The following is an 11,470-nucleotide window of genomic DNA, read 5'->3' as shown; positions in this document are numbered from 1 at the left end:
GCTGCTCCATGTCGCTCAGGGTGTCCTCGCTGCGGGTCAGCATCGCGACCTGGTAACCCTCGTCGCAGAAGCGTCTGACCAGGGCCTCACCGTTGCCCGGGCCGATACCAATGATGGCGCAGACCTTGTCCATCGTTGCATCTCCCTGTCATCGAATGAGCCACCAGTATGGCAAGACCGCCGACGACCACCAACCCGTGCCGGCGTCAGATGTGGACACGCCTGCACAAAGCTGGACAAAAAAGGGGCCGGGCATAGGCCCGACCCCGAAGGTCACCCGTGACAGAGTGCGGGTGGAAGGGAGAGTTGCAGCGTTTCAGTCGCTCACCGGGTCCTCCTTGATGGAGGAGCGCATCCGCCGGCGCAGCACCGGCCCCACCAGGTAGGGCAGCAGCAGGCCCACGCCCGCCACCAGCCAGAGACCCAATGCCAGTGGCGTACCCCAGAGCGTGCTCCAGTCGCCGTCGGACAGCACCAGGGCATGACCCAGGTTCTTTTCCATCTCCGGCCCCAGCAGCATGCCCAGGATGATCGGCACCAGCGGAATCTCCAGCTTGCGCAGCACGTAGCCGGCCACGCCGAAAGCGACCATGAAGTAGAGATCGAAGGTGCTGTGGCTGATGGAGTAGATGCCCACGAAGGCCACCATGGTGACAATGGGCAGCAGGTACATGGGGGGTACCGACAGCAGCTTGACGAAAAAGCCGATCAGCGGAATGTTCAGTATCAGCAACAGCACGTTGCCGATCAGCAGCGCCACTATCACACCCCAGACGATGTCGGCGTTCTGGGTGAACATCAGCGGCCCGGGCGTGATGTTGAGCGAGATCAGCATGGCCAGCAGCACCGCGGTGGTGCCGCTGCCGGGTACGCCCAGGGTCAGCATGGGCACCAGGGCGCCGGAGGAGGCGCCATTGTTGCCCGCTTCCGGTGCCGCCACGCCACGAATGTCGCCCTCGCCGAAGCTGCCCTTTTTACCCAGCACCCGCTTCTCCAGGGTATAGCTGATGAAACTGCCCAGGGAGGCACCGGCACCCGGCAGTACGCCGGAGATAAAGCCGAGGATACCGCCGCGGAACATGGTGGGCACCGCGGACAGCAGCTCTTTCGGCCGCAGCATCAGTTTGCCCACCTTGATCAGTTTGCGGCCGGCGCCGGCCCGGTGCTCGATGAAGAACAGCAGCTCGGAAATGGCGAACAGCCCGACGATGGCCAGGATGAAATCGATACCCTCGAACAGCTCCAGCACCCCGAAGGTATAGCGCTGGGTGCCGGTAGAGATATCAATACCCACGGTGGCGATCATGATACCCAGGGCCGCCGCCACCACGGTCTTGACCGGGTTCTTGCCGGTGATGCCGCCGAGGGTGGCGAACGCCAGCATGAACAGGGCGAAGTATTCCGCCGGGCCGAAGGTGAGCGCGAAGCGGGCCAGCACCGGCGCCAGCAGGATCAGGCCGATGGTGCCGATCAGGCCGCCGGCGAAGGACGCCAGCGCCGACACCGCCAGGGCCTCGGCAGCCCGCCCCTTCTGGGCCATGGGGTAGCCGTCCAGGCAGGTCATCATGGCCGGTTCGTCACCGGGGATGTTGAGCAGGATCGACGAGATCCGGCCGCCGTACATGGCGCCGGCGTAGACCGAGGTCAGCAGGATCATCGCGGTTTCCGGCTGCAACCCGAGGGTGAAGGCCAGCGGGATCAGGATGGCGACGCCGTTGGCGGGCCCCAGACCCGGCAGCGCGCCGATCAGGGTGCCGATGAACGCCCCGAACAGGGCGAACATGAGGTTGTGCGGGGTCAGCGCCACCGCAAAACCTTCCATCAGAAATTGCAGGGTTTCCATCACTCAATCTCCAGCAGGCCGGCCGGCAGCGCCAGCGACAGCCCGTAATTGAAGGTCACGAAGACCACCACGGCGCTGACCAGCCCCACCAGCACGGCCGGTAGCGGCCGGGCGCCCATGCGCCAGCACAGGGCGCCGACGGCGGCGGTGGTGGCCAGCACGAAGCCCAACGGCTCCATCAGCAGGGCATAAACCACCAGGATGACGATCGCCAGCAGGAGCTCCGCCGCCGTCCGGCCCCAGGGCCACCGGGCGTCGGGGTCCGGCTTGACGATCAGGTAGAGGCTGGACAGCGCCAGCACCACCGCCAGGATGGTGGGGAAGGTTTCCGGTCCCACCGCCTCGGCGCCGCCGAAAGGCTCGGGCCATTGCTGCGCGGCCCAGCCGTAGGCTACCGCCAGCACCAGCAGGCCGATACCGAGAATTCTGTCGCCGATGAACGTCATTTCAGCAGTCCTATCTCACGGGAGATGGTTTCGATTTCCTCCACCTGTTGGCGCACGAAGGCATCGAACTTGCCGGCCGGCGGATGGAAGGGAATCAGGCCGTTGCGGGTCATGACCTGTTTCCACTGCTCGCTGGCGTAGAGGGTGTCGATGGCCCGGGTCCAGTACTGCTTGGCTTCCTCGGAGGCGCCCTTGGGCATGTAGAAGCCGCGCCAGTTTGGACCAACGGCCTCGATACCCTGCTCGATGGCGGTGGGAATGTGGGCAAACTTGCCGGGCAGGCGCTCGTCCGCCAGTACCGCGATCACGCGCAGGTCGCCGGAATCCATGAAACCGGTGGCCTCGGAGATGTCGCCGGTAAAGGCGTCCACCTGGCCACCCACCACCTGGGTCAGGGCTTCGCCACCGTTGTTGTAGGACAGGTAGGGGACCGAGGGCAGCTCGTCGGCACCGGCGGCGTTGGCGGTGATCAGCACCTTGAGGTGGTCCCAGCCGCCGCGGGCGCTGCCGCCGGCGAACTTGACCGATCGCGGATCGGCCTTGACCGCATCCATCAGGTCGTTGAGGTTCTGGTATCGGGAGTCCTTGCTGACGGCAATGATGCCGTAGTCCGCACCCAGGGCACCCACCCACTCCACCATGTCGGCGGTCATGCCGGGGAACTGGCGCTGGGCCAGGCGGGTGGTGGTGGCGGTGGAGGCCGCCACCAGCAGCTTGTTGTCGTCGCGGCGTTTGCTGACGGTATGGGCGAAGGCGACGCCGCCGCCGGCACCGGCCATGTTGATGGTCTGCACCGTACCGGGCACCAGCTCCAGTTCCTGCAGTACATTGCCGGCGCTTCGGCAGGTGAAGTCCCAGCCGCCGCCCGGATCTGAGGGCGCGACACATTCGACTTTTCCGGAAGGCTGCCAGGCCATGGCAGAAACACTGAACGTGGCAACGGCCACGAAGGACAGGCATCGTTTGATAAGCATCGGTAGTCACCTCTGGCTTGTTGTTGTAACAGCCCGGCAGGTGAGGTCACCCCCGGGCATGACCGTATGGCAACGGCATACCGGAAGGCTAAAGTTTGATCAGCGCCGACAGAAGTTTGTGGTCGTATTGCCTTTAAAGACCTTTGCGGGCGTTTTGTTCATATTGTTCACGGGCAATACCGGGCCCCGTGCATTAGGCTTTAACCACTGTCAGAACCGTTTTCTCCAGCTGATTCAAGACCGGCCGTGCTTCGCAAACTGAAACTCAAAACCCGCATGATCCTGGCCCTCGGCCTGGTGGGCGCACTCCAGACCGGCCTCATTGGCGGCTTTGCAGGCTATTACCTCAGTGAGTCCCTGTACGAGGAGATCGGCCAGCGGGCCCTGATGGTGGCCAAAACCGTGGCGGGTATGCCGGCGGTGATCGACGGTGTCCAGCGCCGGGACAGTGACCGCCTGATGGCCCTGAGCCGGCACCTGGCGGCCACCAACGAGGCCCTTTTCATCGTCATCGGGGATGACCGCGGTATCCGCCTGGCCCACCCGGACCCGGACCGCATCGGCCACTCCATGGCGGACGACGATGCCGACGAAGGCCGCATCGCCCTGGTGGAGGGCCGCGGCTACGTGGACGTGGCCCGCGGCAGCCTGGGGCTGTCCATGCGGGGCAAGGCCCCCATCTTCGTACCCGCCAGCGGCGAGATCATCGGCATCGTCTCGGTGGGCTACTCCCTCGATCAGGTCCAGGGCACCATCCAGCGATACAACCTGGTGCTCTGGACCGTGGTGGGACTCATGCTGCTGGCCAGCGTCATCGCGGCCATGGTGATTGCCGGGCGCTTCAAGCGCGCCATCTTCGGCCTGGAGCCGGAACAGATCGCCCGCCTGTTCCAGGAGCGGGACGCCACCCTGCAATCGGTCAGGGAAGGCATCATTGCCATCAACCGCGACGGCATCATCACCACTTTCAACCGCACCGCCGTTGAAACCCTGGGGCTGGCGCCGGACACCCCGCTGGCGGGCCGGCCCATCAACGAGATCCTGCCGGAGAACAACCTGATGGCGACCCTCACGAGCGGCGAGCCGGCGTTCGACCAGGAAGTCTGGCTGCGGGGCCGGCAGATGATCGTCAACCGCCTGCCGGTACGCCAGAACGGCGAGATTACCGGCGTGGTGGCCAGTTTCCGGCTGCGGGATGAACTGGACCAGGTCAGTCGCCAGCTCACCCGTATCCAGCAGTACGCCGACACCCTGCGCAGCCAGACCCACGAATACTCCAACAAGCTGCACACCATCGCCGGCCTGATCCAGATTGGCGCCAACGACCAGGCCCTGGCCCTGATCGGCAGCGAAGTGAGCGATCACCAGGCCCTGATCCAACTGCTGCTGGACTCGGTGCCTGACCCGGTACTGGCGGGCTGCCTGCTGGGCAAGTACAACCGGGCCCGGGAAATGGGGCTGCGGCTGGAGATCGACCCGGACAGCCAGATGGCGGACCTGCCGGCCGTCCTGCCCCGGGACCAGCTGGTGAGCGCCCTGGGCAACCTGATTGACAACGCCCTGGAAGCCACCCGGCTGGAGCAGGGCGCCGGTGGCCGGGTCAGCCTCAGCATGACCGACCTGGGCCATGACCTGATTTTCGAAGTGGAGGACCAGGGCCCGGGGGTGGCACCGGAAGCGTCGCAACGGATCTTCGAGCGGGGCGTCAGCAGCAAGCCCGGCGATGACCGCGGCATCGGCCTGCACCTGGTAAAACGTTTCGTTGAGCGCTGGGGCGGGTCGGTCACAGTGGAGGCCCGGCAGGAAGGCGGCAGCCGGTTTACACTCTACCTACCCAAGCAGGCCAGGCCTGATCCGGAGGTGCCGTGACCCCACTGCGACTGATGATTGTCGAGGACGACCGACAGATTGCCGAAATCCAGCGCCGCTTTGTGGCGCGGCTGGAGACTGTGGAACTGGTTGGCATGGCCCACACCCTGGCAGACGCCCGCGACCAGATCGACGTGTTGCAGCCGGAGCTGATCCTGCTGGACATCTACTTTCCCGATGGCAGCGGCCTGGACCTGTTGCGGGAGCTCCGCGCCGCCAACAGCGTCACCGACGTCATCCTGATTACCGCCGCCAAGGAAGTGGACACCCTGCGCAGTGCCCTGCGGGCCGGCGTCTTCGATTACATCCTCAAACCCTTGGTATTCGAGCGTCTGGCGGAAGCCATCGAGCACTATCGCCAGCACCAGTCGGCATTGGCCGGCCTGGACCGGGTGGCCCAGAGCGAGGTGGATGCCCTGCTGCCCCGGGCCCAGAGCGAACCGGCCACTGAGGCACCCGCCCGTCTGCCCAAGGGCATCGACGCCCTCACTCTGGACAAGATCCGGGCCGTTGTGGACAGCGCCGATGACTGGAGTGCCGAGGCCGTCGGCGCCCACATCGGTGCCTCCCGCACCACCGCCCGCCGCTACCTGGAGTACCTGGTCAGCGCCGGGGAGCTGGCCGCCGAGGTCAGCTATGGCAGCGTCGGCCGGCCCGAACGGCGGTATCGGCCAGCGTCGAGGGCCGCGGCGCCGGGATCACCCAAATCCTGAATCGGACACCTTGGTGGCAGACTCCCGCAACAGATCTGTATATAAATACAGTATTGGTGTTACACTCCGCTCCGACGACTCGAAGGGCCGCCCAGGTGCGGCCACCTGAAGGAGACCTGACATGGCGGTAAAAGCACTGTATTACTCGGAGAGGGACGGGCTGGACATGGCGCTGAAGAACCCCGACAAGATGCTGTTCTCATCCAAGGCCGACGCCGATGCCCGGGACCGTGTCCTGGAACTGTCCGAGGAAGTGACCCGGTTCCTGGTGGCGCGGGTGGAGGGGCTCTCCGAGGAGCTGGCCGAGCGCTGCGCCCTGGCCATCGCGGAGGAAAAGGACCTGTTCGGCCGGGCCCTGAAAAAGCCGGAGCTGCTCAACCAGCCGGCAGATCAGGCCGGCTGACGGCGCCGGCCCGGCGTAATCACCAGATAGACCCCGCTTACCGCCACCGCGGTGCCCACCAGGGCCAGCAGCCCCAGGCGCTCGTCGAACAACAGCCAGGCCTCCAGTGCGGTGACCGGCGTGACCAGATAGAACAGGCTGGCCACCTGGGCGGAGGCGCCGCGACGAATCAGTGCCAGCAGCAGGCCAATGGCCCCCAGCGACAGCACCAGTACCAGCCAGGCCAGGGCAAACATCAGTTGCGGCGTCCACTGGACTTCGCGGGTTTCGATCGTGAACGACAGGGCACCGAACAGCACCGCGGCCGCGCAGTACTGGATGAAGGCGCCACTCACCAGGTCGGTGGCGCCACAAAACCGCTTCTGGTAAAGCGTACCCATGGCGATGCCGAACAGTGCCGCCACCGCTGCCAATACCGCCCAGAGCGGAAAGCCGTCGAACAGGCCGCCGGACTCCGGCGCCAGCTTCTCCCCCAGCACCAGTATCACCCCCACCAGCCCCAGCAGCAGCCCGAGCCAGACCCGTCCGGACACCGGCTCCTTCAGCACCAGCACCGTCAGCACCCCGGTCAGCAATGGCTGCAGACCCACCACCAGGGCGGTGAGGCCGGCGGGCATGCCCGCCTCAATCGCGGTGAAAACGCCGCCCAGATAAGCGCCGTGCACCAGTAGCCCGGTCACCGCCAGGTGGCCGGCCTGGCGCCAGCTGGCGGGCCACCTGGCGCTGATGGCCAGGGCCAGTAGCCCCAGGCACAGCAGGCTCAGCAGCATGCGGTAGAACAGCAGGGTGAAGGGTTCCGCGTAGGGCAGGCCAAACTTGGCGCCGATAAAGCCGGTACTCCAGAGCAGCACGAAGGTGGCCGGCATCAGCCGGATCCAGATAGTGTCCTCGGAAGTGGTGTTCATGGCAGCGTCCTGGCGGTCAGTGAATGGCGCCCCGGCAGCATGCCACAAGCGCCGGCGCCCGGGCATCACAGTCACCGGGCTTTGTACCGGTACAGTTGGCGGTCAGGCCCGGCGCCAGGCCACCATGGCCGCTTCGATGCGGGCCATGGCCTGCTCCAGCGTGGGCCGTGGCGCGCCGATATTCATCCGCATATGGCCCCTGCCGCCGGTGCCGAACTGGGCGCCGGGACTCAGGCCGACGCCGGCCTGCTCGACGAAGAAGGCCTTCAGCTGGGTATCCGACATCCCCATGGCCCGGCAGTCCAGCCAGAGCAGGTAGGTGCCCTCCGGGTCCACCAGGCGGATCTCCGGCAGCCGCTCGGCAATGAAGCGGTGGACGAAGTCCCGGTTGCCGGCCAGGTAGGGCAGCAGTTCGTCCAGCCAGGCCTTGCCATCCCGGTAACCGGCCTCGTAACCGGCAATACTGAAGGGATTGCACTGACCCATATGCAGACGCTCGAACTCCCGCTTCAGGGCCGACCGGTGGGCCGGATCCGGCGCCACGATGCTGGACAGCCCGAGGCCGGGTATGTTGAAGGTCTTGCTGGCCGCCACCGTGGTGATCAGCCGGTCCTCCGGCCCGGCCAGGGTGGCCAGAACCGTGTGCGCCGGCCGGTCCGGATAGGTGAGGTCACAGTGGATCTCATCACTGACCACCAGCAGTTCGTGGCGACGGGCAATGGCCAGCACCGCTTCCAGCTCGTCCCGGCGCCAGACCCGGCCTACAGGGTTGTGGGGTGAACACAGGAACAGCAACCGGGCGCCATCGGAAGCGCATTGTTCAAGGTGCTCAAGATCCATCTGCCACTGGCCGTCCCGCAGCTGCAGCGGGTTTTCGATCAGCCGGCGGCCGGTCTGGGTGACGGCAGAGAAGAACGGAAAGTACACCGGCGGCTGCACGATGATGCCCTCCCCCGGCTCGGCGAAGGCCAGGGCCGCCGCGTGCAATGACGGCACCACGCCCGGCGCCATCATCAGCCAGGCCCGCTCGGTGGCCCAGCCGTGACGGCGCCGGAACCAGTCGATCTGGGCCTGGTAGAGGGAGTCCGGGAACAGGGTATAGCCGTAGGCCGGGTGCCGGGCCCGGGCTACCAGCGCCTCGGTGACCGCCCGGGGCGACGGCAGGTCCATGTCCGCCACCCACAGCGGCATCACATCGGCTTTGCCGAAGACCGCCTGGCGGGCGTCGTATTTGACCGCATGGGTGTCGGCGCGGGAAAACGGCTGATCGAAATCGGTCATGCCAGGCCTGCTCCTGTGCTGTGGCGGGTGGTTATTCCTTGAAGTCGGCCTTGTCCAGACCGTGTTTTTTCATCTTGTCGTAGAGGGTTTTGCGGGCCAGCCCCAGCTGCAGCATGGTGTCCTTGATGCTGCCCTGGCAGGCATTGAGGGCACTCACCAGTGCCGCCCGCTCGAAGGCGTCGGTCATCTCCGCCAGGGTCTGACGGCCGCCGATATCGGCCCCCATCTGGTCCGGGCTTTCCGCCAGTGCCGCCGGGCCCAGCAGCACGTAGCGCTCCGCCAGATTGCGCAGCTCGCGCACGTTGCCCGGCCAGCTGTGCTGCATCAGGCGCGCCGCCTGGGCGGCGTCCAGCGGTATGCTCTCACGATCGTAGCGGGCGGCGGCAATCAGCACAAAGTGGTGGAACAGCATCGGAATGTCTTCCTTGCGCTCCCGCAGGGCCGGAATTTCCAGCTGGACCACGTTGAGCCGGTAGTAGAGATCGGCCCGGAATTCGCCCTGGTCGCTGAGCTGCTTGAGGTCCGCCTTGCTGGCGGTAATGATGCGCACATCCACATCCAGCGGCGTGTTGCTGCCCAGGCGCTCCACCTTGCGCTCCTCGATGACCCGCAGCAGCTTGACCTGCAGCGGCAGCGGCATGCTTTCCACCTCGTCCAGAAACAGGGTGCCCTGGTGGGCATGCTCGAACTTGCCGATGCGGCGCTTGTCGGCACCGGTGAAGGCACCGGCCTCATGCCCGAAGAGCTCGCTCTCGATCAGGTTCTCCGGCACCGCCCCGCAGTTGATGGCGACAAAGTTGTGGTTGCGGCGGGGGCTGTTCTCGTGGATGTAGCGGGCCACGGCGTCCTTGCCGGCGCCGGTCTCGCCCCGCAGCAGGATGTCGGCGGAGATATCCAGCAGCGGGTCGATGGTGGCCATCACCCGCTGCATCGCTGGCGACTCCCCCACCAGCCGCGGGCCCGGCCGGGCCAGGGCCCTGAGCTGGGCCTTGAGGTTGCGGTTCTCCAGCGCCAGCCGGCGTTTTTCCAGGGCACGCTTGAGCAGCTCGATCAGCTCGTCGTGATCGAAGGGCTTTTCAATGAAATCGTAGGCGCCCTGCTGCATGGCGGTGACGGCGGTGCTGATGTCGCCCTGGCCGGTGAGGATGATCACCGGGATGTCCGGGTCGATGGCGGCCACTGACCGCAGCACCGCCAGGCCGTCCATGCCCGGCATGTTGTAGTCGCACAGCACCACGCCGGGGAACTCCGTGTCCAGCCGCGCCAGGGCGGTGGCGCCGTCCGCCAGGCAGCTGACCTCCAGGTCCTCCAGGGCCAGGGTCTGGGCCATGACCTGGCGGATGTCCGGGTCGTCATCAATGAACAGCACGGCACCGTGACTCATTCGTTATCCTCCCGTTTCTTCAGTGCCAGGATGAATTCGGCACCGGGACCGTCAACCCGGTTACGACCGGTCAGGCGGCCGCCCAGGGCATCGACGATCTGGCGCGAGATGGACAGCCCCAGCCCCAATCCCTGTTTCATCGACTTGGTGGTGAAAAAGGGTTCGAAGATCTGTTCCGTATCCGCCGGCAGGCCGGAGCCGTTATCGCTGACCCGGCACACCCACTGGCGGTTGTGATCCTCCACCACGATGCTGATCTTCGGTTCCGCCACGCCCTCCACCGCCTGCATGGCGTTGGCCATGAGGTTCACCAGCACCTGCTCGATGCGGATCAGGTCGCCGTGGCACAACACCGGGTGGTCCGGCCGGTGCCAGGCAATGCTGACGCCATCGCTGCGGTCCTGGGCGGTCACCAGCTTGAGGGCGGCATCCACCGCCTGGCGCAGGTCGACGGTGGCGGGCGGCCCCTCGGACTTGCGGGCGAAGACCTTGAACTGGCGGGTGAGCTCGGCCATTTTCTTGCAGAGCAGGACAATCTCCGCCAGGTTGGCATCCACCATGTCCCGATCACCACGCTCGAGGAAACGCCGGCTGTTGCGGGCGTAGGCCTGGATGGCGGTCAGCGGCTGGTTCATCTCGTGATTGAGGCCGGCGGACATCTGCCCCAGCACCGCCAGCTTGGCGGCCTGGATAAGCTCGTCCTGGGTCTCGCGGAGGTCGTTCTGGGCCTGCTCGCGCTGCCGGATCTCGTCCAGCAGCTGACGGTTGGACTCCTCCAGGTCCGCGGTGCGTTCGGCCACCCGCCGCTCCAGCTGTTCACCCCGCTGGGCCAGCTCCGCCTCCCGGCGGTAGCGTTCGCGCAGATACAGCCAGGTCAGGAAGCCGCCGAGAAACAGCACCAGGCCACCGGCCAGGAACTTGACCCGGGTCCAGAGCACCGGGCCGGTGCCGATCATCACCTGCAGGCTCCAGTCCAACCGCGGCAGCGGTGTGCGCACACTCAGATACTCCTGCGGCTGACCGTCCACCTCCAGCCGCACCCGACGGGAGCGCTCGGACACCGAGATGGGCCGGCCCAGGTCGGTGATGGCCATGGCGGTCAGGTCCTGGCCAGGGTAGCGTTGGCGCAGCCGGACCATATCCCCGGCCGGCTCGTCCGGGCGGAAATCCCGGTACAGCCAGGCCGGGCGGCTGGCCAGGAAACTGATGCCCTGGTTGTCCAGCACCACCATCTCGGCCTCGGCAAAGGACGCCGGCCGCTGCCACTGGGACTCCAGTTCCCGCACCTGGACTTTGACGGCGATCACCCCGAGGATGTCACCGCCGTCGTTCTTGATGGGATGGGAAAAGTAGAGCCCGCGCAGGTCGGAGGCCAGCCCCAGGGCAAAATAGATGGCGGACTCGCCGGTGGCCATGGCCTCGCTGAAATAGGGCCGGAAATCGTAGTTGTTGCCGACGAAACTGTTTTTCTGGTCGTAGTTGTTGGCGGCAATGGTGAGACCGGTGCGGTCCATGAGATAGACGTCGGAGCTGCCCACGATGTCCGCCATCCGCTTCATTTCCTCGTTGGCCCGCAGCAGCAGCCCGGCGTCGGATGGCGTTTGCAAAGCCTCCTGCAGCAGCGGATGCTCCGCCATCAGTTCCGGCATGGG

Annotated in this window: 10 protein-coding genes; 3 read left to right on the top strand and 7 right to left on the bottom strand. The window is 66.1% G+C overall.

Annotated features, from left to right (window positions below; genetic code table 11):
* Positions 1–316: 316 nt before the first annotated feature.
* Genes R3280_RS13805 through R3280_RS13795 form a run of 3 tightly spaced genes read right to left on the bottom strand, consistent with a single transcriptional unit; the run spans position 317 to position 3,263 of the window.
* Entirely contained in the window at positions 317–1,843 is a 1,527-nt protein-coding gene (locus R3280_RS13805; RefSeq protein ID WP_318999192.1) for a tripartite tricarboxylate transporter permease, read from the bottom strand.
* Positions 1,843–2,289, bottom strand: coding sequence for a tripartite tricarboxylate transporter TctB family protein (locus R3280_RS13800; protein ID WP_318999191.1), 447 nt, complete (start codon positions 2,287–2,289; stop codon positions 1,843–1,845). The genes R3280_RS13805 and R3280_RS13800 overlap by 1 nt, the downstream gene beginning before the upstream one ends.
* On the bottom strand, positions 2,286–3,263 hold the full coding sequence (locus tag R3280_RS13795) for a Bug family tripartite tricarboxylate transporter substrate binding protein (RefSeq protein WP_318999190.1): 978 nt from the start codon (positions 3,261–3,263) through the stop codon (positions 2,286–2,288). Before R3280_RS13795 ends, R3280_RS13800 begins: the two co-directional genes overlap by 4 nt.
* Before the next feature lie 276 nt (positions 3,264–3,539).
* Between R3280_RS13795 and R3280_RS13790 the strand changes: the two genes are divergently transcribed.
* From R3280_RS13790 to R3280_RS13780, 3 genes are all read left to right on the top strand, one after another.
* Positions 3,540–5,132: a sensor histidine kinase gene (locus R3280_RS13790; protein WP_318999193.1), complete on the top strand. Its 1,593-nt coding sequence runs from the start codon at positions 3,540–3,542 to the stop codon at positions 5,130–5,132.
* Positions 5,129–5,845 carry a response regulator gene (locus tag R3280_RS13785; protein ID WP_318999189.1) on the top strand — a complete coding sequence of 239 codons (717 nt, stop codon included), beginning with the start codon at positions 5,129–5,131 and terminating at the stop codon, positions 5,843–5,845. The genes R3280_RS13790 and R3280_RS13785 overlap by 4 nt, the downstream gene beginning before the upstream one ends.
* A gap of 121 nt (positions 5,846–5,966) precedes the next feature.
* Positions 5,967–6,248 carry a YebG family protein gene (locus R3280_RS13780; protein WP_318999188.1) on the top strand — a complete coding sequence of 94 codons (282 nt, stop codon included), beginning with the start codon at positions 5,967–5,969 and terminating at the stop codon, positions 6,246–6,248.
* Here the strand turns inward: R3280_RS13780 and R3280_RS13775 are convergent.
* From R3280_RS13775 to R3280_RS13760, 4 genes are all read right to left on the bottom strand, one after another.
* Positions 6,236–7,153, bottom strand: coding sequence for a DMT family transporter (locus R3280_RS13775; RefSeq protein ID WP_318999187.1), 918 nt, complete (start codon positions 7,151–7,153; stop codon positions 6,236–6,238). The two genes, R3280_RS13780 and R3280_RS13775, sit on opposite strands and share 13 nt — an antisense overlap.
* A gap of 102 nt (positions 7,154–7,255) precedes the next feature.
* A complete protein-coding gene (locus tag R3280_RS13770) occupies positions 7,256–8,434 on the bottom strand; it encodes a PatB family C-S lyase (RefSeq protein WP_318999186.1) in 1,179 nt (392 codons plus the stop codon).
* A gap of 31 nt (positions 8,435–8,465) precedes the next feature.
* Complete coding sequence (locus R3280_RS13765) at positions 8,466–9,818, bottom strand: sigma-54 dependent transcriptional regulator (protein WP_318999185.1); 1,353 nt, start codon at positions 9,816–9,818, stop codon at positions 8,466–8,468.
* Positions 9,815–11,470 (bottom strand): sensor histidine kinase (locus R3280_RS13760; RefSeq protein ID WP_318999184.1); only part of this gene is annotated, 1,656 nt, incomplete at its 5' end. The genes R3280_RS13760 and R3280_RS13765, both read right to left, overlap by 4 nt.

Origin of the sequence: Marinobacter sp. (assembly GCF_033722195.1) — a bacterium.
Classification (GTDB): domain Bacteria; phylum Pseudomonadota; class Gammaproteobacteria; order Pseudomonadales; family Oleiphilaceae; genus Marinobacter.
The sequence above is the reverse complement of the archived record's forward strand: the minus strand, read 5'-3'. Positions and strand labels throughout refer to the sequence as shown.

Excerpts from the sequence above, each read along its gene's own strand:
- R3280_RS13805 (WP_318999192.1), bottom strand. The coding sequence starts at position 1,843 with ATGGAAACCCTGCAATTTCTGATGGAAGGTTTTGCGGTGGCGCTGACC.
- R3280_RS13765 (WP_318999185.1), bottom strand. The coding sequence starts at position 9,818 with ATGAGTCACGGTGCCGTGCTGTTCATTGATGACGACCCGGACATCCGC.
- R3280_RS13790 (WP_318999193.1), top strand. The coding sequence starts at position 3,540 with ATGATCCTGGCCCTCGGCCTGGTGGGCGCACTCCAGACCGGCCTCATT.
- R3280_RS13800 (WP_318999191.1), bottom strand. The coding sequence starts at position 2,289 with ATGACGTTCATCGGCGACAGAATTCTCGGTATCGGCCTGCTGGTGCTG.
- R3280_RS13770 (WP_318999186.1), bottom strand. The coding sequence starts at position 8,434 with ATGACCGATTTCGATCAGCCGTTTTCCCGCGCCGACACCCATGCGGTC.
- R3280_RS13775 (WP_318999187.1), bottom strand. The coding sequence starts at position 7,153 with ATGAACACCACTTCCGAGGACACTATCTGGATCCGGCTGATGCCGGCC.
- R3280_RS13780 (WP_318999188.1), top strand. The coding sequence starts at position 5,967 with ATGGCGGTAAAAGCACTGTATTACTCGGAGAGGGACGGGCTGGACATG.
- R3280_RS13795 (WP_318999190.1), bottom strand. The coding sequence starts at position 3,263 with ATGCTTATCAAACGATGCCTGTCCTTCGTGGCCGTTGCCACGTTCAGT.